This is a genomic window from Enterobacter cloacae complex sp. 382A5, from assembly GCF_050031095.1.
GTDB classification, from domain to species: Bacteria; Pseudomonadota; Gammaproteobacteria; order Enterobacterales; family Enterobacteriaceae; genus Enterobacter; species Enterobacter cloacae.
On record NZ_JBLGVK010000001.1, the window covers coordinates 4,452,135 to 4,477,425 of the forward strand.

Annotated in this window: 23 protein-coding genes; 9 read left to right on the forward strand and 14 right to left on the reverse strand. The window is 57.3% G+C overall.

The genetic code is table 11. From position 1 onward, the window contains the following. Position 1 precedes the first annotated feature (1 nt). Positions 2-619, forward strand: a complete 618-nt coding sequence (acpT, locus tag ACQG2G_RS21100) for a 4'-phosphopantetheinyl transferase AcpT (protein WP_248766671.1) — start codon at positions 2-4, stop codon at positions 617-619. Here the strand turns inward: acpT and arnF are convergent. The 8 genes from arnF to ACQG2G_RS21140 form a co-directional block, all read right to left on the reverse strand. After that, complete coding sequence (arnF, locus tag ACQG2G_RS21105) at positions 552-956, reverse strand: 4-amino-4-deoxy-L-arabinose-phosphoundecaprenol flippase subunit ArnF (RefSeq protein ID WP_013099171.1); 405 nt, start codon at positions 954-956, stop codon at positions 552-554. The genes acpT and arnF overlap by 68 nt on opposite strands. Then, positions 953-1,291 carry a 4-amino-4-deoxy-L-arabinose-phosphoundecaprenol flippase subunit ArnE gene (arnE, locus tag ACQG2G_RS21110; RefSeq protein ID WP_013099172.1) on the reverse strand — a complete coding sequence of 113 codons (339 nt, stop codon included), beginning with the start codon at positions 1,289-1,291 and terminating at the stop codon, positions 953-955. Before arnE ends, arnF begins: the two co-directional genes overlap by 4 nt. Further along, entirely contained in the window at positions 1,288-2,943 is a 1,656-nt protein-coding gene (gene arnT / locus ACQG2G_RS21115) for a lipid IV(A) 4-amino-4-deoxy-L-arabinosyltransferase (protein WP_248766672.1), read from the reverse strand. Before arnT ends, arnE begins: the two co-directional genes overlap by 4 nt. Further along, entirely contained in the window at positions 2,940-3,842 is a 903-nt protein-coding gene (arnD, locus tag ACQG2G_RS21120) for a 4-deoxy-4-formamido-L-arabinose-phosphoundecaprenol deformylase (RefSeq protein ID WP_047023349.1), read from the reverse strand. The genes arnT and arnD overlap by 4 nt, the downstream gene beginning before the upstream one ends. Beyond that, complete coding sequence (gene arnA / locus ACQG2G_RS21125) at positions 3,839-5,821, reverse strand: bifunctional UDP-4-amino-4-deoxy-L-arabinose formyltransferase/UDP-glucuronic acid oxidase ArnA (protein ID WP_058678238.1); 1,983 nt, start codon at positions 5,819-5,821, stop codon at positions 3,839-3,841. The genes arnD and arnA overlap by 4 nt, the downstream gene beginning before the upstream one ends. Continuing rightward, positions 5,818-6,801, reverse strand: coding sequence for an undecaprenyl-phosphate 4-deoxy-4-formamido-L-arabinose transferase (gene arnC, locus ACQG2G_RS21130; protein WP_248766911.1), 984 nt, complete (start codon positions 6,799-6,801; stop codon positions 5,818-5,820). The genes arnA and arnC overlap by 4 nt, the downstream gene beginning before the upstream one ends. Before the next feature lies 1 nt (position 6,802). Beyond that, positions 6,803-7,942 carry a UDP-4-amino-4-deoxy-L-arabinose aminotransferase gene (gene arnB, locus ACQG2G_RS21135; protein ID WP_248766912.1) on the reverse strand — a complete coding sequence of 380 codons (1,140 nt, stop codon included), beginning with the start codon at positions 7,940-7,942 and terminating at the stop codon, positions 6,803-6,805. Positions 7,943-8,266: 324 nt separating this feature from the next. Beyond that, a complete protein-coding gene (locus tag ACQG2G_RS21140) occupies positions 8,267-8,773 on the reverse strand; it encodes a phenolic acid decarboxylase (RefSeq protein WP_029883623.1) in 507 nt (168 codons plus the stop codon). A gap of 99 nt (positions 8,774-8,872) precedes the next feature. Between ACQG2G_RS21140 and ACQG2G_RS21145 the strand changes: the two genes are divergently transcribed. The 3 genes from ACQG2G_RS21145 to ACQG2G_RS21155 all read left to right on the forward strand — a co-directional run bounded on the left by ACQG2G_RS21145 (position 8,873) and on the right by ACQG2G_RS21155 (position 11,350). Next, positions 8,873-9,754 carry a LysR family transcriptional regulator gene (locus ACQG2G_RS21145; RefSeq protein ID WP_029883624.1) on the forward strand — a complete coding sequence of 294 codons (882 nt, stop codon included), beginning with the start codon at positions 8,873-8,875 and terminating at the stop codon, positions 9,752-9,754. A gap of 32 nt (positions 9,755-9,786) precedes the next feature. After that, the gene (locus tag ACQG2G_RS21150; RefSeq protein WP_020687718.1) at positions 9,787-10,581 is read left to right on the forward strand and encodes an SDR family NAD(P)-dependent oxidoreductase; all 795 of its coding nucleotides are present in this window, start codon (positions 9,787-9,789) and stop codon (positions 10,579-10,581) included. Between the two features lie 106 nt (positions 10,582-10,687). Next, the gene (locus tag ACQG2G_RS21155) at positions 10,688-11,350 is read left to right on the forward strand and encodes an HAD family hydrolase (RefSeq protein WP_013099181.1); all 663 of its coding nucleotides are present in this window, start codon (positions 10,688-10,690) and stop codon (positions 11,348-11,350) included. A gap of 63 nt (positions 11,351-11,413) precedes the next feature. Here ACQG2G_RS21155 and ACQG2G_RS21160 read toward each other — a convergent pair whose 3' ends face one another. The 3 genes from ACQG2G_RS21160 to ACQG2G_RS21170 all read right to left on the reverse strand — a co-directional run bounded on the left by ACQG2G_RS21160 (position 11,414) and on the right by ACQG2G_RS21170 (position 15,029). Further along, entirely contained in the window at positions 11,414-12,589 is a 1,176-nt protein-coding gene (locus tag ACQG2G_RS21160; protein ID WP_038418736.1) for an IS4 family transposase, read from the reverse strand. 109 nt (positions 12,590-12,698) lie between these two features. Beyond that, complete coding sequence (locus ACQG2G_RS21165; protein WP_014833633.1) at positions 12,699-13,724, reverse strand: TerC/Alx family metal homeostasis membrane protein; 1,026 nt, start codon at positions 13,722-13,724, stop codon at positions 12,699-12,701. 105 nt (positions 13,725-13,829) lie between these two features. Then, a complete protein-coding gene (locus tag ACQG2G_RS21170; protein ID WP_023620057.1) occupies positions 13,830-15,029 on the reverse strand; it encodes an NAD(P)/FAD-dependent oxidoreductase in 1,200 nt (399 codons plus the stop codon). 228 nt (positions 15,030-15,257) lie between these two features. On the opposite strand from ACQG2G_RS21170, the gene pitA reads away from it, so the two are divergent. Next, a complete protein-coding gene (gene pitA, locus ACQG2G_RS21175; RefSeq protein WP_013099193.1) occupies positions 15,258-16,757 on the forward strand; it encodes an inorganic phosphate transporter PitA in 1,500 nt (499 codons plus the stop codon). 54 nt (positions 16,758-16,811) lie between these two features. On the opposite strand, the gene uspB is transcribed toward pitA, so the two are convergent. Continuing rightward, positions 16,812-17,147 (reverse strand): universal stress protein UspB, encoded by a 336-nt coding sequence (uspB, locus tag ACQG2G_RS21180; RefSeq protein WP_003861224.1) that lies wholly within the window; start codon positions 17,145-17,147, stop codon positions 16,812-16,814. Between the two features lie 282 nt (positions 17,148-17,429). On the opposite strand from uspB, the gene uspA reads away from it, so the two are divergent. Next, on the forward strand, positions 17,430-17,867 hold the full coding sequence (uspA, locus tag ACQG2G_RS21185) for a universal stress protein UspA (RefSeq protein WP_003861223.1): 438 nt from the start codon (positions 17,430-17,432) through the stop codon (positions 17,865-17,867). A gap of 91 nt (positions 17,868-17,958) precedes the next feature. On the opposite strand, the gene rsmJ is transcribed toward uspA, so the two are convergent. Both rsmJ and prlC read right to left on the reverse strand, forming a co-directional pair. Beyond that, positions 17,959-18,711 (reverse strand): 16S rRNA (guanine(1516)-N(2))-methyltransferase RsmJ, encoded by a 753-nt coding sequence (gene rsmJ / locus ACQG2G_RS21190; protein WP_032644932.1) that lies wholly within the window; start codon positions 18,709-18,711, stop codon positions 17,959-17,961. Between the two features lie 7 nt (positions 18,712-18,718). Beyond that, complete coding sequence (prlC, locus tag ACQG2G_RS21195; protein WP_013099196.1) at positions 18,719-20,761, reverse strand: oligopeptidase A; 2,043 nt, start codon at positions 20,759-20,761, stop codon at positions 18,719-18,721. Between the two features lie 213 nt (positions 20,762-20,974). Here prlC and ACQG2G_RS21200 point away from each other — a divergent pair, with 213 nt between their 5' ends. From ACQG2G_RS21200 to ACQG2G_RS21210, 3 genes are all read left to right on the forward strand, one after another. After that, a complete protein-coding gene (locus ACQG2G_RS21200; protein ID WP_029883697.1) occupies positions 20,975-21,817 on the forward strand; it encodes a 23S rRNA (adenine(2030)-N(6))-methyltransferase RlmJ in 843 nt (280 codons plus the stop codon). A gap of 71 nt (positions 21,818-21,888) precedes the next feature. Then, on the forward strand, positions 21,889-23,241 hold the full coding sequence (gene gorA / locus ACQG2G_RS21205; protein WP_020687710.1) for a glutathione-disulfide reductase: 1,353 nt from the start codon (positions 21,889-21,891) through the stop codon (positions 23,239-23,241). Positions 23,242-23,424: 183 nt separating this feature from the next. After that, a complete protein-coding gene (locus ACQG2G_RS21210; protein ID WP_248766673.1) occupies positions 23,425-25,074 on the forward strand; it encodes an alpha,alpha-trehalase in 1,650 nt (549 codons plus the stop codon). Positions 25,075-25,291 lie beyond the last annotated feature (217 nt).

The following is a 25,291-nucleotide window of genomic DNA, read 5'->3' on the forward strand; positions in this document are numbered from 1 at the left end:
TATGTACCAGTTTATACTGGGAAAAATCTCCACCCTTAGCGCGGACCCGCTGGCGTCAACGCTCGCAGATATGGCACCTCAGGGTGCGCGACACCGTTCCTGGCTGGCAGGCAGGACGCTGCTCGCCCGGGCATTGTCCCCGTCTCCGCTGCCCGACATTGTGTACGGCGAACAGGGGAAACCCGCCTTTGCAAAAGATCATCGGCTCTGGTTTAACCTGAGCCACAGCGGGGACGACATTGCCCTGCTGGTGAGCGATGAAGGTGAAGTAGGCTGCGATATCGAAGTGATACGCCCGCGTGAAAACTGGCAGGCACTGGCGAACGCGGTTTTCAGCGTGGCGGAGCATGCAGAGCTGGAACGCGAAGCGCAGGAAGCGAAGCTCCCGGCTTTCTGGGGGATCTGGACGCGTAAAGAGGCGATTGTGAAGCAACGAGGCGGCAGCGCCTGGCAGATTGTCAGCATCGACAGTACCTCTGAGGCCCACTCGGTCAGCCAGCTTCAGTTTGGCTCGCTGAGTCTCGCCGTCTGCACGCCCACTCCGTTCACCCTTACCCCCGGGGCGATTTTTCACCACGAGATGTCCGGGGCAGGAATATCACCAGCACGCCCAGCATAATCAACCCGACACCCGCCAGCCCCTGCCACGAGAACGACTCGCCCCAGCCGGGCAGCAGGATCGCCGCGCCCCACACCAGAATATAACTGAGGCTCAGCAAGGCATACGCTTTGCTGAGCGCCATGCGATGCAGCGCCAGATACCAGCAGCCCATAGAGGCCACATAGCCCATCAGCCCCAGCAGCAGCGCGCCGGTACCGGACGAAAAATGCCAGAGAGCCCTGAAAAATGCCAGCGCCTCGCCGACGGGCGGAAGCGCCTGCATGGCGCTGCGCAGCAGCAACTGCGCGGCACTGACTAACGCCACGCTGCATAACGCCCAGCACGCCCCTTTCACAGGCTTCCTCCCAGCAGAACAATCCCGATCATAATCAACCCCACGCCCAGCCAGTGATGTCGGGCCACCTTCTCATGCCAGAGCCCCTTCGCTGCCAGCGTCACCCAGACAAAATTAAGGCTCAGCATGGGATAGGCGACCCCGACGGGAAGACGCTGCAATACCACCAGCCAGACCAGCATGCCGCAGCCCAGCGCCAGCAAGGCGAGCCCCAGCCAGAGCACAATATGGGCACCACGCCGCCCGGTTTTCGCCGGACGGGTCGCTTGTTTCTGACAGAGCTGTCCCGCGCAGGTCAGCAGGCTTGCCAGCACCAGCCAAAGCCAGGTCATCATTGCGGCAGATACTGCAGGTAAGCCAGCCGCCCCTGGATATACAGGTAGTCCGGCTTTGGCAGGTTATCCCGGTTCAGATCGTCGTTCTTCGACAGCAGGATCACCAGAGACACGCTCCCCTGCTGGCGATGCCTCGCCAGCCACTGCGCAAAGTCATCTTTAGTGATAAAGCGGTCTTTCACGTCCGGATAATCCAGCCCGTAACGCAGCTCACCGCTCTGACCAAACATGATGATGTCATTACGTTTAAGCTCCCACGCCAGCCCTGCCGCCACGCCGACATTATCGGCCAGCACAAACCGGCTCTGCTGGAGCGGGTCGCGCACGGTATCCACCAGCGACTGTGGCTGTTTGGAGTCCACCACCAGGTTGGGAATGGCAAAACCAATCAGCAACGCCAGCCCGGCAGGGCACAGCGCCGCCAGCCACCAGCGCTGCTGGCTCCGTCTGAAGCTAAACCAGCCCACCACGGCCCAGACGAGGAAGGCCACCACCGCGCAGAAGACTTTATACAGCTCGACCGACGTCCAGACCGGGTGCTTAGCCAGCCCCCACGGCGACACGACTAACGCAGCGATGACACCGAGGGTACCGAACGCCAGGTTGATCCCGGCATTGATGCGTAACACGCTGGCCCCCTTTTCCGCAGCGAGGCAGGCATAACGTGCCATCAGTATCGCCAGCGGGGCAAAACACGGCAGGATGTAGGTAGGCAGCTTGCCTTTGGCAATGCTGAAGAATAAAAGCGGCATCACCACCCAACCGAGCAGATAAAGCCCGCCGCCTGCCGGATGTTTTTCACGCCAGCCCAGACGCAGCGCACCGGGCAACAGCGCCAGCCACGGCAGACTGCCCGCGACCAGGAATGGCAGGTAATACCAGAACGGGGCTTTGTGCTGGGCGTCGCTTTGGGCAAAACGCTGAATGTGTTCAACCCAGAAGAAGTAGCGCCAGAAATCGGGTTCACGCTGGGCAATCGCCAGCCCCCAGGGCAAGACAATAAGCACGCAGCTCAGGATCGCAAGCCCGCCAAAAATCAGCACCTCTTTCCAGCGCTTTTGGGCAATCACCCACGGCAGGACGCCAAGGACCGGCACCGCCAGGGCGAGAAAGCCTTTGGTCATCACCCCCATGCCGCAGGCCAGCCCCAGTACGATGTAGCCCCCCGCTTTGCCAGCCAGGGTCTGCGCCTGCGAGGCCAGCCAGAAACTGCACATCGCCGCCGCCAGCCACAGGGAGATGATGGGGTCGAGCACGGCATAGGTGCCAATGCCATAGACCAGAAACAGCGTCAGGAAGATAAGGCCGGAGAACAGGGCAACGCGTTTATCGCGCCAGAGTTGCCAGGCCATCCAGATAACCAGTAGCGCCGTCAGGCCGGTGGAAAAGATGGCCCCGGCGCGCACGGCAAAGTTTGCATGGCCAAACAACAGTTGCCCGAGGCTGTTGACCCAGTAGCCAGCAATCGGCTTTTCAAAGTAACGCAGCCCCAGAAAATGCGGCACAATCCAGTTGCCGGAGGCGAGCATTTCACGGCTGATTTCCGCATAGCGCGTTTCATCAGGCTGCCATAACAGACGGGTATCAACCGGAATGAGATAGTAAACAATAAACAGGGCGAAAAGCCCTAAGCCATAACGGGCGACTTTCATGGTACCGGACTCACGGTTTGTTGATAGCCAAGCCAGCCTTCCCGGCCAGCCATTTCACTTCGCACAATTTTGCCGACGGGCAGCGTACTGAGATCGTCTGGCAGCAGGTCGATCAACGGGCAGAACTGAATCCCCTCCTGCGCCGCCAGCGTCAACAGCGCATCGAAATCATGCTGATACGCAATCCCTTCCACCTCGGCGTGGATGGTGTAGACCGGCGTGCCGGTGTCGCGATGTATACGGTCCAGAATGTAGCGGTTGAAGCCGTCGGCGGTCACCTCGCGCCCCACCACTTCATCCCAGGTGGGCAGTGTGACCGGGATTTGCACCGTGCCAACGCGGTTTTCACCGAGCTGCGGTAAAAATGGTCCGCTGCCCCGGCAATCGCTGTTGTAGCGAAACGCGAACGGCTCTTTGGCTTTCACGACGCGTTGATCCGCACGCCATCCGGCCACGGCGGAGCAACGCACCGACTGCCCGATAATGGCCTCCAGCTCCCGCAGACCACGCTCGATTTCCCGGGCCAGGCGAGGAATGTCCCAGACGCCCGCCCAGGCCTGCCAGGCATGGTGATCCCAGGCATGCAGGCCGACCTCATGGTGCTGCGCCGCTTCACGGATGATGGCTTCGTTACCCGCGCCGATACGCCTGCCGGGCCATGCGGTACCGGCCAGCAAAATATCCCAGCCGTAGAGCGATGCTGCGCGCGAGCGCAGCATTTTGAACAGAAATGCCGGTTTAACCAGACGCCATAAATGACGTCCCATGTTGTCTGGCCCCACGCTGAAGAAGATGCTGGCACGCACATCGTGCTTGCTCAGCAGCCTCAGCAGTGCGGGAACGCCGTCACGCGTTCCCCTGAAGGTATCGACATCAATGCGTAAACCGACTTTTTTCATGAGGCCTGTTCCGACAGCTCCACGGTGCGAAGGAAGAAATCGAGCGTCTCATCAATGGTCTGCTCCATCTTCACCGTTGGCGTCCAGTTCAGGCAGCGCTTCGCATTGCGAATGCTCGGCTTGCGGTGCTCAACGTCCTGGTAGCCTTTGCCATAGTAGCTGCTGCTTTCCACTTCGCGGAATCCTGCAAACGGCGGGAACTGGTTACGCAGCGGATGGCGCTCGAAGCTTGCCAGCAGCATTTCGGCCAGTTCACGAATGCTCGCTTCGTTATCCGGGTTGCCGATGTTGATGATCTCCCCGTTGCAGCGGCCATCCTTGTTTTCAATGATGCGGAACAGGGCTTCGATGCCGTCGCTGATGTCGGTGAAGCAGCGTTTTTGTTTACCGCCTTCAATGAGCTTAATGGGCGAGCCTTCCACCAGGTTCAGGATCAGCTGGGTAATGGCGCGGGAGCTACCAATGCGCGCCGCGTTCAGGTTATCCAGACGTGGCCCCATCCAGTTGAACGGCCGGAACAGGGTAAAGCGCAGCCCTTCTTTCTCACCGTAAGCCCAAATTACGCGGTCCAGCAGCTGTTTAGAGACGGAGTAAATCCAGCGCTGCTTGTTGATCGGCCCGACCACCAGGTTAGAGGTATCTTCATCGAAGTTTTTATCGGTACACATGCCGTACACTTCGGAGGTGGACGGGAAGATGATGCGCTTATCGTATTTCACGCAGTCGCGGATAATCTTCAGGTTCTCTTCAAAGTCCAGCTCGAATACGCGCAGCGGATTGCGGGTGTACTCAATCGGCGTGGCAATGGCGACCAGCGGCAGCACCACGTCGCATTTTTTGATGTGGTACTCGATCCACTCGGAGTGGATGCTGATATCCCCTTCCACGAAATGGAAGCGCGGGCAGTCAAGGAAACGGCTGATGGCATCGGAGCCAATGTCGAGGCCATAAATTTCGTAGTTATCGTCTTTCAGCAGACGCTCGGTCAGGTGGTTACCAATAAAACCGTTTACGCCGAGGATCAGCACGCGGGTGCGGCGCTTAATTGCCACCACCGGGGCGCTGGTGATCAAGGCGCCGGGAACCAGCCCCAGAGACTGCGCCAGCTGCGCGCCCTGCACATAAACGCCGTTGTCGGTCTGACCGGTCACGATCTCCAGCGCCTGCTCGCCGCAGCTGACAATCAGCGGAGAGACAGAGACGATAGTGCCCGGTTTCGCGGCCGGGACATCGTCGCGCACGCGGGATTTCCAGACGATGAATTTGCTGACGCCGGCAAAGCTATACGCCCCCGGCCAGGGGTCGGTCACCGCGCGCACCAGGTTGTGCAGCTGGCGGGCGGGCTTGTTCCAGTCCAGACGGCCGTCTTCCGGCGTGCGGCGGCCAAAACAACTCGCCTTGCTCTCGTCCTGAGCGGTCTCGCTGAAGGTGCCGTTCAGGATGGTTGGCAGTGCATCGCGCAGCAGGCTTTGTGCCACCGAGCAGAGTTTCTGATGAAGCTGCAGCGCCGTCTCATCCGCATCAATGGCAACACGCTGCTGCGCAATGATGGCGCCCGCATCCGCGCGGTGCACCATGCGGTGCAGGGTCACGCCGGTTTCAGTTTCGCCATTCACCAGCACCCAGTTCAGCGGCGCGCGGCCACGGTAGGCGGGCAGCAATGAGCCGTGAAGGTTAAATGCCCCTTTCGTCGCCAGACGTAAAATATCGTCGCAAATCAGGTTGCGGTAGTAGAACGAGAAGATGACATCCGGGGCGGTGTCGCGAATGCGATCCACCCACAGCGGGTGGTTGATATCGTCCGGCGCGTAGACCGGAATGCCGCGCTCGGCGGCGATACGCGCCACGGAGCCAAAGAAGTTATTCTCGCCTGCGGTGTCCGGATGCGTGAAGATGGCAGCGATATCATAACCCGCTTCAAGCAGGGCATGCAGGCCCGCGCACCCCATATCGTGATAGGCAAAGACAACAGCTTTCATGGGTGTTTTTCCTCTTGAGAGACTTTGTGTTCCTGGCGGACAACACGTTGAATAAAGTAGCGCGGACGTGCGCGAACATCGTTATAGATACGGCCAATGTACTCACCGAGCAGGCCCATCCCGACAAACTGGGCGCCGATGAACATGAACAGCACGGCAAAGAGCATGAACACCCCTTCCGCCGCCCACTGGGGGCCAAAGACCAGACGCAGGACGACCAGCAAAACGGAAAGCGTGAACCCGGCCAGCGCGATAATGCTGCCAAAGACGCTCAGCAGGCGCAGCGGCGTGGTGGTCAGGCAGGTGATGAGGTCGTACATCAGGTTGATAAGACGCATAAAGCTGTACTTCGACTCCCCGTGCTCACGCTCGGCGTGCAGCACCGGGATCTCCGTCGCCTTACGGGCAAAGGTATTCGCCAGAATCGGAATGAAGGTGCTGCGTTCATGGCAGTGCAGCATGGCGTCGACAATATGGCGGCGATAGGCGCGCAGCATGCAGCCGTAATCGCCCATCGCTTTGCCGGTGGTGCGCTGGATCAGGCGGTTGATGGTGCGGGAAGCCAGCTTGCGGAACAGGCTATCCTGACGATTCTGCCGTACCGTACCCACCACGTCGTACCCTTCGTCGGCTTTGGCGACCAGCCGGGGGATCTCCTCCGGCGGGTTTTGCAGATCGGCATCCAGCGTGATGACCAAATCCCCCGTCACGTGGCTGAAACCGGCCATAATGGCCGAATGCTGGCCATAGTTGCGGTTAAGCAGCACCGCGACGATATGGCTGCCTTCGGCCTGCGCAGCCTCGGTCAAAATCAGGGCGGAGTTATCGCTGCTGCCGTCATCCACCAGCAGGATTTCGTAGGCTTTGCCCAGCGTCTCGCAGGCGGCGGTGGTGCGGCGGATCAGTTCGGGCAGGCTCTCCTGCTCGTTATAAACGGGGATCACCACAGAAACTTTTTGTACAGGCGGCGCACTGAACATATCAATGTCCTGCAAGCTGATGGAGCGCGGTAATGACGCGGGTTGTGTCGTCATGAGTCATGTCCGGGAAAAGTGGGAGAGAACAAATACGCGCGCTGTTCCATTCAGAATGCGGGAGCGATACATCAGGAAAACGCTCGCGGTAGTATTTTTGGGAGTGTGCCGCGCGGAAATGCAGGCCAGTGCCGATGCCCTTCTCCTTCAGGGCCGCCATCAGGTTATCGCGGGAGATCCCGCAGCGGGCTTCATCCACGCGAATAATAAACAGGTGCCAGGCGTGCACATGCGGCCATGAGGGAATAGTGAGCGGCTGGAACGGCGTGTCGGCCAGCTCGCGCAGATAGCGTTCGGCGATGTCCTGACGGCGTTTATTGGCCTGTTTCAGTTTGCCCAACTGCACCAGCGCCAGCGCGGCGTTGATATCCGCGAGGTTGTATTTAAAGCCGGGCGCGATCACTTCGGCCTGCGGCGCGCGGCCGTGGGTCTGGCGGTCATAGGCATCGACGCCCAGACCGTGGAATTTCAGGCTGCGGATTTTTTGTGCCAGCTGTTCGTCATCCGTCACCACCAGACCGCCCTCGGCGCAGGTCATGTTTTTAATGGCGTGGAAGGAGAAAATTGCCGTGCCCTGCCAGCCCACGTGACGGTCTTTGTAGTACGTGCCCGCGGCGTGTGCCGCATCTTCGATCACCGGAATACCGTGACGCTCCCCCACCGCGCGGATAGCATCGATATCACACGGCGCACCGGCGTAATGCACCGGGATAATCGCTTTGGTACGCGGCGTAATCGCGGCGTCTACCGCGTCCGGGGTGACCATCAGGGTATCTTTGTCCACATCGATCATCACCGGGTTTGCCCCCAACAGAACGATCATATTCAGCGTGGAGACCCAGGTCAGGGAGGGGGTGATGACGTCATCGCCAGGGCCAATACCCAGCGCCATCAGGGTGACGTGCATCCCGGCCGTTGCCGAACTGACGGCAATGGCGTGGTGATTCCCGGTCAGCTGACAAAATGCCTCTTCAAGCGCCTGATTTTTCGGCCCGGTCGTGATCCAGCCAGAGGTTAATACCTCCTGCAACGCCGCGATTTCCTCATTACCCATTGAGGGGCGGGAAAAAGGCAAAAAATCACTCATCATTAATTTCCTTGCAATAAGAATGGCATGCTTTTGATATTAACCAATTAGCGGACCGTTTATTTCAACGGTTCATAAACTCATATCAAGGTAGCGTTCATTTCTTAGGGAAAAATTAAGAGAGGGAATTAAAATGTTTTCATATGAATATAAATATCTTTAAAAACATAAAGTTATAAAATTATGAATTATTTATTTTGTGACAGCACTCAATTTTTTCAAAATGTAACGTTTAAACCAAAGCTCAACAAACAAAAAAAATCCCGGTTATTTCTTTAAAAACAGAAATAACCGGGAACTTTTCTTTTTAGTTAATTGTCGCGCTTATTTTAAATTATTTGGGAAGTCAGCGGGCAATTCACTGGCCGCACACGCAATTACGCTGTCATCGTTGGCCCCACAGTCGCGCACGAAGGTAATGGTGGCAAATTCATCAATCACTTCTGTTGGATAGGCCGGACCTGCATCGCGATAGCTGTTCATCAGTGGAATGTGATCGTTCTGGAAGCAGACGGTTTTTTCCGGGTTGTTCATGACCCAACGCGGGAAGAAGATAGTGCCATGGAACAGTTTGTCCCCAAGGTTCACAATCAGGCTAACGTCGGTGCCGGTGGGTTCAGTCCAGGAAATTTTATAAATACTCTCACCTACGCGAACAACATACACCTGCTGATCTTTTACCCAACGATTCCCCACCAGGCCGCTGTGAATACGGTAGTCGATGGTATTTTCATTTTTGATATAAATCTCGTAGTTCCAGCCATTATCGTAGGTATAAACCAGATGTTTGCCGATGAAGCCACTTAAGTCGTGTTTGTCGAAGGTGCTCATATAATGTCTCCTTTGTTTTGATGAGACGATCCTACCCCTTCAAAAAATGAATGAATAACGCTATGTTTGAATCAAATTCATCCAGATTTTAGATTGATTATGCACAAGACGACGCTCGAACAATGGTCCTTGCTGGAGAAGGTGGTGGATGCGGGCAGTTTTGCCAGAGCCGCGGAAGAGACGCACCGCAGCCAGTCTTCCGTCAGCTATAACCTGGCGCTACTGCAGGAACGGCTGGGGGTGGCGCTTCTGGTGCAGGAAGGCCGTCGGGCGGTGTTGACCCCTGCCGGGGAACTGCTGCTCAACCAGGTCAAACCGCTGCTGAAAGCCTTCGCGTACGTTGAGACACGCGCGCTTACCCTGCGTAACGGAATGCGCACGCGGCTGGATCTGGTGGTGGACAATATCTTCCCCCGCCGTCGTCTGTTTGCCATCCTGCGTCAGTTCCAGCAGCAGTATCCGCAGACTCAGGTCCGTCTCACCGAAGTGCTGGAAAATACCCGCGCCGATGCCATCAATGATGAAGCCGATGTGATGGTCTTAACCCGCCGCCAGGATATGACCGGGCTTGGCGAATGGCTGATGAATATCGACTTTGTTGCCGTGGCCCATCACCAGCATCCGCTCTTTCAGCTCGATGCGCCGCTGAACGACGACATGCTCCGCCCGTGGCCGCTGATTAAAATTGCGGACAACCAGACCGCGGCGCACTCCGCCAGTGGCTCGTGGACCTTTTCCACCATTGACGCGGCCATTGAGGCGGTGATGTCGCAGGTGGGTTACGGCTGGCTGCCGGAGGAGCGCATTCAGACTCAGCTGGAACAAGGGGTACTGAAGATGCTGCCGCTCAGCCATGGCGTGCGGCGAGCCACGCCGCTGCACCTGATTGTGAAGCGCTCGCTTAGCCCGCTGGACGAACAGGTTGAGTCGCTATTGCGCCTTTTTAGCCAGGAGCCGTCATCGTCACCTGCTACGCTTTAAGGTCCGAACGTTAAAACGATAAGGAGCAGAAGATGAAAATCGACTTTACGGGGAAAGTGGCGCTGGTCACCGCCTCAACGGGTGGAATTGGCTTCGCCATTGCCAGAGGGCTGGCAGAAAGCGGTGCGGAAGTGATCGTCAATGGCCGCAGTACCGAGTCGGTGAATAAAGGTATTCAGCAGCTGCAGCAGGTGGTGCCGGGCGTGCAGGTGCGTGCCGCGATAGCCGATCTCAGCACGCCGGAAGGGGTCGAGTCGCTGCTGAAGGTGGCGAATAACGTGGACATTCTGGTCAACAATGCCGGGATTTACGGGCCGCAGGATTTCTATGCCACCGACGATGACACCTGGGAACGTTACTGGCAGACCAACGTAATGTCCGGCGTGCGTCTCTCCCGCGCACTGCTTCCCGGCATGGTGAAGAAAGGCTGGGGCCGCGTGGTATTTATCTCCTCCGAGTCGGCCTGCAATATCCCGGCGGACATGATCCACTACGGCGTGACCAAAACGGCACAGCTCTCGCTGGCACGCGGGCTGGCGAAGTTCGTGGCGGGTAGCGGCGTGACGGTCAACAGCGTATTGCCGGGGCCGACGATGTCTGACGGATTCGCAGAGATGATGAAAGACGAGATCGAGAAGACCGGTAAGTCGCTGGAACAGCTGGCAAAAGAGTTTGTGATGGCCAACCGCCCCAGCTCGGTGATCCAGCGAGCGGCCACGGTTGAAGAGGTCGCCAATATGGTGGTCTATGTCTGCTCAGCGCAGGCCTCCGCCACGTCTGGCGCGGCGTTGCGCGTCGACGGTGGCGTGGTGGATGACATTATCTGAGTGGCTCAGGCCGCAAGAATGAGAAAAAAAGCGTGAGGTTTAAGGACTGTGGCGCCAAAGCAGGTAAACTAACGAGCAGAATGTGTATTTCAGCTAAGACGTATTTATGACCAATATGATTGCCGACGAGACCGTGGCCAAATCTAACGTGCTCTCTGTCTTCGACTTTGATGGAACGTTAACACACCACGACAGCTTCATCCCTTTCCTGCGTTTTGCCTTCGGGAAACGTTACTTCGCGGGACGACTGGTGCGTATGGCATTGCCGACGCTCCACTGCGTACGCCGCAAGCTAACGCGTGATGAGCTAAAAGAGGTGCTGATCAAAACGTTCCTGACGGGGGTGGATGAACACTGGTTACGTCAGCAGGCGGAAGCGTTTTGCGAAAAATACTGGAACAAGCTGATGCGCCCCGAGGGAGTGCTGGCGGTGGCGGCGGAGGTGAACTCTGGCGCGGAAGTGACCATCTGTTCCGCCTCTCCGGCACTGGTGCTCCAGCCGTGGGCTGACAAGCTTGGCATCAAGCTGATTGGCACACAACTGGAAGTGAAAGACGGTAAGCTGACCGGGCGCATTACCGGCAACAACTGCCGCTGCGCCCAGAAAGTCGCCAGACTGGAAAAGGTGTATGGCAATCTGAACGAGTACCACCTGCGCGCCTGGGGGGATACCCGTGGCGACCACGAACTGCTGGCCGCAGCGCAGGATCCACACTGGCGGCACTTCCACCCACCGCGCAAGCGCCGCAACTCACCGATTAAGGGTTAGGTGCGGTCTGGTGCCCTCACCCCGGCCCTCTCCCACAGGGCTGAGGGATCCCCAGTAATATGGTCATGCCACCATGACCATATTACTGTACTCTTTTCCCAGCTTTTTCATCTCGTTAACTATATTCAGCCGTCTTACTTTCCCGGGCTCATGCCGGATGACTTCTTCCGCCAGACTCAGGTATGACAGAACCCGTCTGTGCCTGATGCTGCTTGCCTGATAGTGCCAGTGTAAACACTGCCTTTCTGCCCTGTAACCTGCCAGCCACATCACCAGGCTTGCCATTGCCGCGACCATATTCAGCACTTCCAGTCGCCCTTTTCCCTGACTCCGGCTCAGCCTCAGACCGAACCCGAAGCGTGGACTTTTGTCGTCCCGGAAGTTTTGTTCTATCTGCATTCTGCGGCTGTACAGGGCCATTATCTGGTGCGGCTCCAGTCCCTCTGCATTACTGAACAGCAGCCAGGGCTCCCGCGCGCTACTGCGGTGTTCCCGCTGTGTTTTCGGCATCCCCCCTTTTCCCTGACGCCCTGCGTCAGGGCGCTTATGCAGATAGAACCGGCCGTAACAGGGCGTTCGTGGTTTACGGGACAGGACACCGTAACCCACGCAGACCGGTTGTCCGGTAGCCTCAAGCTCACTGATTTTCATCCACTTTTTATCTCCATCCAGCCGGAAGCTGATGCAGCCCCTGACCCTGCCGGTGAAGCTCCAGCCCAGCTGGCTGACATGCCGGAACCAGTCTGTCCGGAAGCCTGCATCCGTAATGATGGTGACGGCTTTATCTTTCGGGATGGCATCATGCAGGCGGTCAAGGAAGCGGCACTGTACATCGCTGTTCTGCGCCAGCTCTGCGGGGACAACCTCACTCATAAGCGGCAGTGAGCGACCATTACAGACCAGGCTTGCCCGCAGAAGATACCAGTTCCTGTCATGCCAGCCTGTCCAGTCGACAGCAATCACACAGAAGGGCATCAGGGAGGTGATGGTATGTGTGAGCAGGTGCTGAATACGGGGAATATCCCGGTGAAGGGCGGTATTACCCAGGGCACGGTCAACACGTTTAATTTTATTTTTGACGTGCGCTCTGCCGGGAAGAGTGCGACCAAGGCTGGTCAGGGTCAGATCCGCACCGTGCGTGAGGGCAACGGCCATGGAAACAAGGACATTAATCCGGAAGCTGTGAACGTCCGGTAAAGACGCGGAGAAAAATTTCTGGCAGACTGTCTGTAAAGGCACGATGAGGTCTCTTCTGATTTGTTAGCGCAACCAGTAGATCACACTTCATCGTGCTTTTCATTTTTCTGGGGAACCCTCAGCCCACAGGGAGAGGGAGAAGAGCGTTGCATCAGGCCTCACGTTTCCCAGGGAACATCACGCTCGCAATAATCCCCAGCGCCAGCACGCCTAATACCACGAACAGACTGGTCGTCGCACCAATGCTGTAGCCGTGATGCCAGAAGTGATCGGTCGCATTCAACCCGAGCTTGAACGCCACGAAGAACAGCAGCAGGACCACCGCCTTCTCCAGGTGAACCAGATATTGCTTCAGCGCTTCCAGTACGAAATAGAGCGTACGCAGGCCGAGGATGGCAAACATCATGGCGCTGTAGATAATCAGCGGCTCGCGGCTGACGGCGATAATGGCCGGTACGGAGTCAAACGCGAACATCACATCAGACAGCTCCACGACCGCCACGCAAAGTAATAATGGCGTCGCGTAACGTTTCGCTTTTTTGACGCGCCCAACCATTACGTCCTGGTTTTCTGGTTTTTCCAGTTCCGCATCCACCTCTTTCTGGGTCAGAATAAAGGCGTGGCTGCTGATTTTCGGCCAGACAGGATAGAAGCGTTTCACCAGCCGATAGGCCAGGTGTCCGGAGTAATCTTCAACCTCGTCGCTCTCTTCGTTGCGCCTGAGCATCATCACCGCCGTCCAGCCAACGACCAGCGCAAAAATAACCTCCACGTACGGCCCCAGACTCAGCAGGCTGGTCCCAATGGCCACGAAGATACCGCGGAAGACAATCGCCCCCAGCACACCCCAGTAGAGTACGCGGTGACGGTACTTATCCGGCACGCCGAACCAGGCAAAAATCGCCATCATCACAAACAGGTTATCGACCGAGAGCACCTCTTCCAGCGCGTAGCCGGTGAGGAACAGGCTCGCCATCTCGGCACCGTGGTGAACATACAGGAACCCGGCAAACGCCATCGCCATCGAGAACCAGAAAACGGACCACATTGCGGCACTTTTCAGCGAGACAGGCTTATCGTGACGGTGCATGAAGAGGTCGATAAACATCGCCCCGACAGCCATCACCACAAAGACAACAACGGTTTCCGTCGGGAAACCGAGATGAGCAGCAGACATACACAACCCTTTTGTAGAGGCAAAACACAAAAACCATGCAGACTGGCATATGCCAGCAGAGAAAAAGAGTGGTGCCCTGGGCACATCACTCTGAAAAGTAAAAGTTTAAACGTTCTTTTCGGCCAGCGCCTGCGCACACGCCCAGGCACTGGCCCACGCCCACTGGAAGTTATACCCGCCGAGCCAGCCGGTCACATCCATCACTTCACCGATGAAGTAGAGGCCCGGCACGTTGCGCGCTTCCATCGTGCGCGAGGAGAGCTCATTCGTGTCGACACCGCCCAGCGTGACCTCCGCCGTGCGGTAGCCTTCGGTGCCGTTGGGCTGCACGCGCCAGTTTGTCAGGGTCTCTACCAGCGTCTCCTGCTCGCGACTGTTAAGCTGTTTAAGGGAAACATCCGGGATCTGCCCTAACCCCTGCAAACACTCCACCAGACGCTTCGGCAACTGCATCGCGAGGGTATTTTTCAGGCTCTGATTCGGGTGCGCCGCACGCTGTTCATTGAGGAACGCATCCAGATCGCACTCCGGCAGCAGGTTAACCGTGACGAACTCGCCCGGCTGCCAGTAGCTGGAGATTTGCAGCACCGCCGGGCCGGAGAGGCCGCGGTGGGTAAAGAGGAGGTTTTCGCGGAACACCGTTCCGTCTTCGGCGGTAATAACGGAAGGAACAGAAACGCCAGACAACGTCTGAAGCTGTTCCAGAAGCGGTTTGTGCAGAGTAAAAGGAACCAGTCCCGCACGCGTTGGCAGCACCTTCAGGCCAAACTGCTCGGCAATTTTGTAGCCGAACGGCGAGGCGCCCAGCCCCGGCATCGACAGACCGCCGCTGGCAATGACCAGGTTATCGGCGCTGACGCTTTCGCCGTTGAGCTGCAGCGTATAGCCCTGCTCGTCGCGGGATACGTCCAGCACCTCCGTACGCAGGCGCATTACCACGCCGCCCTTCTCGCACTCGGCCACCAGCATATCGACAATCTGCTGCGCGGAGTCGTCGCAGAACAGCTGCCCCAACGTCTTCTCATGCCACGCGATACCGTGCTTACCCACAAGATCGATAAAATCCCACTGGGTATAACGCGCCAGCGCAGATTTACAAAAATGGCGGTTCTGGCTCAGATAGGCCGCAGGTTCGACATACAGGTTCGTAAAGTTGCAGCGCCCGCCGCCAGACATCAGGATCTTGCGCCCAGGCTTTTTACCGTTATCCAGCAGCAGCACGCGACGACCCGCCTGTCCGGCCATCGCCGCACAAAACATACCCGCCGCACCGGCGCCAATTACCACGGCATCAAACCTTTCCACGTCAAAACCCTCTTTGTTCACTGCCGCGGATTGTAAAGTTTCCTCTGTGGTCACACCAGCGTAAAAAGATATTACAAAGCCATTTCATTGAAATTTAAAGAATATCCTTTCAGGCACTTTTCCCAAATCAGGTGGTATGTCAAAAAAAGTCTATATTTCACTTTGCCCGCCGCGCATTTGTCCTGGATAATGCGCCGCGTTCATGTCCTCAAAATGGCGTAACGTCCTATGCTACATTTGTTTGCCGGCCTGGATTTACATACCGGGCTTTTATTATTGCTTGCTCTGGTTTTTGTACTGTTTTACGAAGCGATCAACGGCTTCCACGACACTGCAAACGCAGTAGCAACGGTTATCTACACTCGCGCAATGCGATCGCAACTGGCGGTCGTTATGGCGGCGGTATTTAACTTTTTTGGTGTCCTTCTGGGCGGACTGAGCGTTGCGTATGCCATTGTGCATATGCTGCCAACGGATCTGCTGCTTAACGTAAGTTCTGGCCATGGCCTCGCTATGGTGTTCTCAATGCTGCTTGCTGCAATTATCTGGAACCTCGGTACCTGGTATTTCGGCCTGCCTGCATCCAGTTCTCACACCCTCATCGGTGCCATTATCGGTATCGGGTTAACCAACGCCCTGATGACCGGTACCTCGGTTGTTGATGCGCTTAACCTGCCTAAAGTACTGGGTATTTTCGGTTCTCTGATCATCTCCCCTATCGTCGGTCTGGTGGTTGCGGGTGGATTGATTTTCATCCTGCGTCGCTACTGGAGCAACACGAAAAAACGTGCGCGTATCCACCTGACGCCAGCAGAGCGTGAGAAGAAAGACGGCAAGAAAAAGCCACCATTCTGGACGCGTATCGCCCTGATCATTTCCGCCATCGGCGTGGCCTTCTCTCACGGCGCGAACGACGGGCAGAAAGGCATCGGTCTGGTGATGCTGGTTCTGATTGGCGTTGCACCGGCGGGCTTCGTGGTTAACATGAATGCCTCCGGTTATGAAATCACCCGTACCCGTGATGCGGTCAATAACGTTGAAACCTATTTCCAGCAGCACCCTGAACTGCTGAAAAAAGCGACCGGCGTTGACCAGCTGATCCCGTCTCCTGAAGCGGGTGCGACCACCGCGCCGGGCGAGTTCCACTGCCACCCGGCAAACGCGATTAACGCGCTGGAACGTGCAAAAGGCATGCTGGGCGATATCGAAAGCTACGACAAACTGGCCGTTGAACAGCGTGGTCAGCTGCGTCGCATTATGCTCTGCATCTCTGACGTGACCGACAAAGTCGCGAAGTTGCCAGACGTAAATGCTGACGACAAGCGTCTGCTGAAGAAACTGAAAAGCGATATGCTCAACACCATTGAGTACGCGCCAATCTGGATCATCATGGCTGTCGCGCTGGCACTGGGTATCGGTACGATGATTGGCTGGCGTCGTGTGGCAACCACCATCGGCGAGAAGATCGGTAAGAAAGGCATGACCTATGCGCAGGGCATGTCCGCGCAGATGACGGCGGCGGTCTCTATCGGTCTGGCAAGCTACACCGGAATGCCGGTCTCCACCACCCACGTACTCTCTTCGTCCGTGGCAGGTACCATGATTGTTGATGGCGGCGGTCTGCAACGCAAAACCGTGACCAACATTCTGATGGCCTGGGTGTTTACGCTTCCGGCGTCTATCCTGCTCTCGGGTGGGTTGTACTGGATTGCGCTGAAGCTGATTTAATCGGCTGAAGGCGACAAAAAAGCGGGTCAGGAAACTGACCCGCTTTTTTTATGCTCAGTGCCAAATCATTAAGGCAATCATACTGACGACGACCAGGCCACACAGGGCGCTGGTCAAAATGAACTGGCGACGCAGGCGCTCGCAGCGGCGGATAAACTCTTCATCGTGATGATCCCGGTAGCGCTGGTAGTAGATATACCCGACCAGGCGCATCTGTTTGCTGGGCTGTCCATGCGAGGTGAAGAACCCTCCACCGTCCACATACTGATAAAGCAACGGATCGCAACCACGAAGTACCACTAACAGCGCACGTAACGATGAGAAGTAGCGCGCCATATTCACTATGCAAACTACGCATAACGCCCAAAACAATGCGACGGTGCTAATCATACATCCTCCCCGGCGTCCGCCCACGAAGCAAGGCTTCTGAGCTACCGCACCCCAATGCCCTGACAGACAGTTCAGTGAAAGAATGACCAAAAGTCGATCCGGTTCGCGTTTTAATATCCGAACGGTTCATTAAATAGTGTAGGAGATCCGTTAATTTTTTTGCCACAAGGTTAATCGTTATCAACACCAAAGCTTGAAAAATATGTTTAACTGGGCCGTAATGAAAGCATCAGACGACGGCTTTCTGTTTAGTCATCGATAACTTAAGGAAGGAGTAACACTATGGCTTACAAACACATTCTCATCGCGGTAGACCTCTCCCCGGAGAGCAAAGTGCTGGTTGATAAAGCAGTATCCATGGCACGCCCTTACAACGCGAAAGTTTCGCTGATTCACGTTGATGTGAATTACTCCGACCTTTATACCGGTCTGATCGACGTGAATCTCGGCGATATGCAAAAACGCATCTCCGAAGAGACACACCACGCCCTGAGCGAGCTGTCCACCAACGCAGGTTACCCGATCACTGAAACCTTAAGCGGTAGCGGCGATCTGGGCCAGGTGCTGGTCGATGCGATTAAGAAATACGATATGGACCTGGTGGTTTGCGGTCATCACCAGGACTTCTGGAGCAAGCTGATGTCCTCAGCGCGTCAGCTGATCAACACCGTTCACGTGGATATGCTGATTGTTCCGCTGCGTGACGAAGAAGACGAGTAAGTGCAAAAAAGCCCGGTGGCGCTAACGCTTACCGGGCCTACAAATGGCACTGAACGTAGGCCGGGTAAGGCGAAGCCGCCACCCGGCTTTTTTATTCCGGCGTACCCGAATAAATATCAAACCGGTGCCCTTTGGTGGTCACCGCGTTGGTCGTCGCAACGTCCGCCAGCGGCGGCGCGTAGTCCGGGCGTTTCACCACCACCCGCTTCGTTGCAAGCTGACGGGCAGGCTCAAGCAGGCCGTCCGCATCCAGATCCGGCCCCACCAGCGACTGAAACACCCGCATCTCTTTTTTCACCAGCGCGCTTTTCTGCTTATGCGGGAACATCGGATCGAGATAGACCACTTGTGGGCGCGGGGTGATATCGGTCAACGCCGTCAGGCTGGAGGCGTGGATCAGCTGTAAACGTTCCTGCAACCACGGGCCGATTTCCGGGTCCGCGTAGCCACGGGTCAGGCCGTCATCCAGCAACGCGGCCACCACCGGGTTGCGCTCCAGCATCCGCACGCGGCAGCCGACAGACGCCAGCACAAACGCATCGCGCCCCAGCCCCGCCGTGGCATCCACCACGTCCGGAAGATAGCTCCCTTTGATGCCGACGGCTTTGGCAACAGCCTCACCGCGGCCGCCGCCAAACTTGCGCCGGTGCGCCATCGCGCCCCCGACAAAATCGACAAAAATCCCGCCGAGTTTCGGTTCGTCGCGTTTACGTAATTCGAGATGCTCTGGCGTCATCACCAGCGCCATCAGGTTTTCTTCATCGTGCTCCAGCCCCCAACGGGCGGCCAGAACAGATAAGGCGCCGTCTCCGGCGCCTGTTTCATCCACTAAGCAGATCTTCACGTAGCAATCAGCCTTTGATCCCGTAATGCTCAAGCATCGCATCCAGCTGCGGCTCGCGGCCACGGAAGCGTTTGAACAGCTCCATCGGCTCTTCTGAGCCGCCGCGGGTCAGGATGTTATCGAGGAACGACTGACCGGTTTCACGGTTGAAAATCCCCTCTTCTTCGAAGCGAGAGAAAGCATCCGCCGCCAGGACATCGGCCCACAGGTAGCTGTAATAACCTGCCGCATAGCCGCCCGCGAAGATGTGGCTGAACGCGTGCGGGAAGCGACCCCAGGTTGGCCCTGGAATAACCGCGACCTGCTTTTTAATCTCAGCCAGGGTTTCGAGGATTTTTGCCCCCTGCTCCGGGCTAAACTCGGCGTGCAGGCGGAAGTCGAACAGGCCGAACTCCAGCTGGCGCAGAATAAACATTGCCGCCTGGTAGTTCTTGGCTGCCAGCATTTTATCCAGCAGTTCTTTCGGCAGCGGTTCGCCGGTCTCGTAGTGGCCGGAGATAAACGCCAGCGCGTCCGGCTCCCAGCACCAGTTTTCCATAAACTGGCTCGGCAGCTCGACCGCATCCCACGGCACACCGCTGATACCGGCCACGCCTGCAGTTTCAATGCGGGTCAGCATATGGTGCAGACCGTGACCGAACTCATGGAACAGGGTGATCACTTCGTCGTGGGTGAACAGCGCCGGCTTGCCGTTGACCGGGCGGTTGAAGTTACAGGTCAGGTAAGCGACCGGCTTCTGCAAGGAACCGTCGGCTTTACGCATCTGGCCGACGCAGTCATCCATCCACGCCCCGCCACGCTTGTTCTCACGCGCGTAGAGATCGAGGTAGAAGCTGCCGCGCAGTTCGTTTTTCTCGTCATACAGCTCGAAGAAGCGCACGTCCGGGTGCCAGACGTCGATATCAGTACGCTCTTTGGCGGTGATGCCGTAGATGCGTTTCACCACTTCGAACAGGCCGTTAACGGCTTTGTTTTCCGGGAAGTACGGGCGCAGCTGCTCGTCGCTGATGCTGTAGAGGTGCTGCTTCTGTTTTTCGCTGTAATACGCGATGTCCCACGGCTGCAGCTCATCCACGCCGAACTCCGCTTTGGCGAAGGCGCGCAGCTGGGCCAGCTCTTTTTCACCCTGAGGACGGGCGCGTTTCGCCAGATCGGTCAGGAAATCGAGCACCTGCTGCGGGTTCTCGGCCATTTTGGTGGCGAGGGATTTGTCCGCGTAGCTGTCAAAGCCCAGCAGCTGTGCCAGCTCGTGACGCAGGGCGAGGATTTCCGCCATCACCGGGCTGTTATCCCACTTACCGGCATTCGGCCCCTGATCGGAGGCGCGGGTGCTGTAGGCGCGGTACATCTCTTCACGCAATGCCTGGTTGTCGCAGTAGGTCATCACCGGCAGATAGCTTGGGATATCCAGCGTTAACAGGAAGCCTTCCTGCTCTTTCGCTTCAGCCTGGGCTTTTGCCGCCGCCAGTGCGCTTTCCGGCATACCCGCCAGCTCTGCTTCGTCGGTAATCAGCTTCGTCCAGCCCATGGTGGCGTCGAGCACGTTGTTGCTGTACTGGTTACCCAGCTCAGACAGGCGCGCCGCGATTTCGCCGTAGCGAACCTGCTTCTCTTTTGGCAGGCCAATCCCGGAAAGCTCGAAATCACGCAGGGCGTTATCGACGGATTTTTTCTGCGCGGTGTTCAGTTCAGCATAGTGGTCGCCGTCGCGCAGATCGCGATACGCCTTGTAGAGCCCTTCGTGCTGGCCGACCCAGGTGCTGTACTCGGAGAGCAGCGGCAGGGTTTGTTCGTAGGCTTCACGCAGCTCCGGGCTGTTTTTTACCGAGTTAAGGTGGCTTACCGGGGAGAAGATACGCCCCAGCACGTCATCCACTTCGGCCAGCGGCTGACACAGATTTTCCCAGGTGTACGGCCCGCCCTGCGCGACCACGCTTTCTACCGCCGCGCGGCAGTTGTCCAGCGCTTGCGTAACGGCTGGAACCACATGCTCAGGGAGGATTTTAGAAAACGGTGGCAACGAAAAAGGCGTCAGTAATGGATTGGTCATAAACGCTGTCCTGTTGAATTTGATGAATGAAGCGCGCATCCGGCGCTGTGCATATCGTTCAGTAATGGGGTTAAGTGTAGAGGATTTCAATGCCGGGCGTTGCGCTTTCGCGGCCGTGGAAACTTTTCTGTATACTGTGGCGATACGCTCTATTTTTGCCCGATGGCGCTACGCTTATCGGGCCTACGTTGACTACCCGGAACACATTCATCCATGCTCAGTTATCGCCACAGCTTTCACGCAGGCAACCACGCCGACGTCCTCAAACACACCGTTCAGAGCCTGATCATCGAATCACTCAAAGAGAAAGAGAAGCCGTTTCTCTATCTGGACACCCACGCGGGCGCGGGCCGCTATCAGCTGAGCGGCGAACACGCCGAGCGTACCGGTGAATATCTGGAAGGGATCGCCCGTATCTGGCAGCAGGACGATCTGCCTGCCGAACTGGAACCGTACATTGGTGTGGTGAATCATTTCAACCGCAACGGCCAGTTGCGCTACTACCCGGGCTCGCCATTGATTGCCCGTCAGCTGCTGCGTGAGCAGGACAGCCTGCAGTTGACCGAGCTGCACCCAAGCGATTTCCCGCTGCTGCGTTCTGAGTTCCAGAAAGACAGCCGCGCCCGCGTGGACAAAGCCGATGGCTACCTGCAGCTGAAAGCCAAACTGCCGCCGGTCTCCCGTCGCGGCCTGGTGCTGATCGACCCGCCATACGAAATCAAAACCGACTATCAGGCGGTGGTCACCGGCATTAACGAAGGTTACAAACGTTTTGCGACCGGCACCTACGCCCTGTGGTACCCGGTGGTCCTGCGCGCGCAGATCAAGCGCATGATCAAAGATCTGGAAGCGACCGGCATCCGCAAAATCCTGCAGATTGAGCTGGCCGTCCGTCCGGACAGCGACCAGCGCGGCATGACCGCCTCCGGCATGATTGTCATTAACCCGCCATGGAAGCTCGAAGCGCAGATGAACAACGTTCTGCCATGGCTGCATAAAACGCTGGTACCTGCCGGGACAGGTCACGCCACCGTCAGCTGGATTGTGCCAGAGTAATCGCAGCCATCGGTGGAAACTATTGATTTCAGGTATACAATCGCGGCAATTCACGATTAAGGATAAAAGCTATGACTAAGCATTATGACTACATCGCAATCGGCGGCGGGAGCGGCGGCATCGCCTCCATCAACCGTGCGGCCATGTATGGCCAGAAGTGTGCGCTGATTGAAGCCAAAGCGCTGGGCGGCACCTGCGTCAACGTGGGTTGTGTACCGAAAAAGGTGATGTGGCATGCGGCGCAAATCCGTGAAGCCATCCATATGTATGGCCCGGATTACGGCTTTGACACCACGATCAACCACTTCGACTGGGAGAAGCTGATCGCCAGCCGTACGGCCTACATCGACCGCATTCACACCTCGTACGATAACGTGCTGGGTAAGAACAACGTAGATGTGATCCACGGCTTCGCCCGCTTTGTGGACGCGAAAACGATCGAAGTGAACGGGGAGACGATCACTGCCGATCATATCCTGATCGCTACCGGCGGCCGTCCGAGCCACCCGAACATCCCGGGTGCCGAATACGGCATCGACTCCGACGGTTTCTTCGAGCTGCCAGCTCTGCCAGAGCGCGTTGCGGTGGTGGGCGCGGGTTATATCGCGGTCGAGCTGGCCGGTGTGATTAACGGTCTGGGCGCTGAAGCGCACCTGTTCGTGCGTAAACATGCGCCGCTGCGCAGCTTTGATCCGCTGATCGTCGACACCTTAGTAGAAGTGATGAACACCGAAGGTCCAACCCTGCATACCAACGCCGTGCCAAAAGCGGTGATTAAAAATGCAGACGGCAGCCTGACCCTGGAGCTGGAAGATGGTCGCAGCCAGACCGTCGACTGCCTGATCTGGGCGATTGGCCGTGAACCGGCGAATGACAACTTCAACCTGGCCGTAACCGGCGTGAAAACCGATGAAAAAGGCTATATCGTCGTCGATAAATTCCAGAACACCAGCGTGCCAGGCATTTACGCGGTGGGCGATAACACCGGTGCCGTTGAACTGACCCCGGTGGCCGTTGCGGCGGGGCGTCGCCTTTCCGAGCGTCTGTTCAACAACAAGCCGGACGAGCACCTGGATTACAGCAACATCCCGACCGTGGTCTTCAGCCACCCGCCTATCGGCACCGTCGGTTTAACCGAGCCGCAGGCGCGCGAGCAGTATGGCGACGATCAGGTGAAAGTGTATAAATCTGCGTTTACCGCAATGTATACCGCCGTCACCTCGCACCGTCAGCCGTGCCGCATGAAGCTGGTCTGCGTGGGTCCGGAAGAGAAGATTGTCGGTATCCACGGCATTGGCTTTGGCATGGACGAGATCCTGCAGGGCTTTGCGGTGGCGCTGAAGATGGGCGCGACGAAGAAAGACTTCGATAATACCGTGGCGATCCACCCGACCGCGGCCGAAGAGTTTGTGACCATGCGCTAGTCCTGATGCCCCTCCACTGAGGGGCATTCTTTTTTACATTCACAAATCGTTGCAAAACGAATGCTCCGAAAAGAGTGATCTACCGCACATATTCCTCCCCATCTACCGAAGCGAATGTCTACGCTTATAAGACGCCCGGATAAACCTGTCTTCAAGAACACCTAACCGGAGGTCCTTATCATTATGTTCAACCAGAAACTACAGGCTAACGAGAACATCGCGTTCGAGATCGCAGAAGAGCTGCGCTACGAGACCGATCCCTGCGAGTTGAAACTGGATGAGATGATTGAGGCGGAGCCGGAGCCAGAAATGATCGAGGGGCTACCCGCCTCCGATGCCCTGACCCCCGCTGACCGTTACCTTGAGCTGTTCGAACATGTGCAGTCAACAAAGCTGTTTGCGGATAGCAAAACCTTTCCCGACTGCGCGCCGAAGATGGATCCGCTGGATATTTTGATCCGCTATCGTAAGGTGCGACGCCACCGGGATTTCGACCTGCGCCAGTTCGTGGAGAATCACTTCTGGCTGCCCGAGACCTATAGCACGGAGTATGTGTCCGACCCGGGGCTGTCGCTTAAAGAGCATATCGACAGCCTGTGGCCCGTGCTGACGCGCGAGCCGCAGGATCATATCCCCTGGTCTTCCCTGCTGGCCCTGCCGCAGGCCTATATCGTCCCCGGCGGACGATTCAGTGAGACCTACTACTGGGATTCCTACTTCTCGATGCTGGGGCTGGCCGAGAGCGGCCGTAACGATCTGCTGAAGTGCATGGCGGATAACTTCGCGTGGCTGATCGAGCGTTACGGCCATATCCCGAACGGCAACCGAACCTACTACCTCAGCCGCTCCCAGCCGCCGGTCTTTGCCCTGATGGTGGAGCTGTTTGAAGAGGACGGGGTGCGCGGTGCGAAGCGCTACCTTGAGCACCTCAAAATGGAGCACGCCTTCTGGATGGACGGCGCGGAGTCGCTGCTGCTGAATCAGGCCTATCGCAGCGCGGTGCGTATGCCGGATGGCTCATTGCTGAACCGCTACTGGGATGACCGTGACACTCCGCGCGACGAATCGTGGATTGAGGACGTGGAGACGGCCCGCCATTCCGGTCGACCACCCAATGAGGTGTATCGCGATCTGCGTGCAGGGGCGGCCTCCGGCTGGGATTACTCCTCCCGCTGGCTGCGCGAACCGGGCCGACTGGCCAGTATTCGCACCACGCAGTTTATCCCTATCGACCTGAATGCCTTCCTGTTCAAGCTGGAAAGCGCTATCGCCAATATCTCGGCGTCGAAAGGAGATAAGGAGACGGCTGACCTGTTCCGCCAGAAAGCCAGCGATCGCCGGGCAGCGGTGAACCGCTACCTGTGGGATGAAGAGAATGGCTGCTACCGCGATTACGACTGGCGTCGGGAAAATATGGCGCTGTTCTCTGCGGCGAGCATTGTGCCGCTGTATGTCGGAATGGCGACCCATGAGCAGGCAGAACGCTTGTCTGATGCGGTTAAATCACGTCTGCTCACCCCGGGCGGTATCCTGGCGACCGAGTACGAAACCGGCGAGCAGTGGGATAAACCCAATGGCTGGGCACCGCTGCAATGGATGGCCATTCAGGGCTTCAAGCAGTACGGCAACGACTCGCTGGGCGATGAGATCGCCTGGAGTTGGCTGCACACGGTGAATCATTTTTATAAGACTCACCATAAGCTGATTGAGAAGTATCACATCGCCAGCAGTACCCCACGCGAAGGGGGCGGCGGTGAGTATCCATTGCAGGATGGCTTTGGCTGGACGAATGGCGTGGTGCGGCGGTTGATTGGGTTGTATGGGGAGCCTTGAGTGGGGTGCGGTCTGGTGCCCTCACCCCGCCCCTCTCCCAAAGGGCTGAGGGATCCCCATAAAATAATGCCTGCACAGACGGCCCCCTCTCGCTTGGGGAGAGGGTTGGGGTGAGGGGGAACATACGGCTGTGGAGGTCATTCCGTTCACTTTATGTTCCTTGCTACTCTGTTACGACATAACCTGTGAACGTGCCAGGGTGGCTCAGTCGCCACCA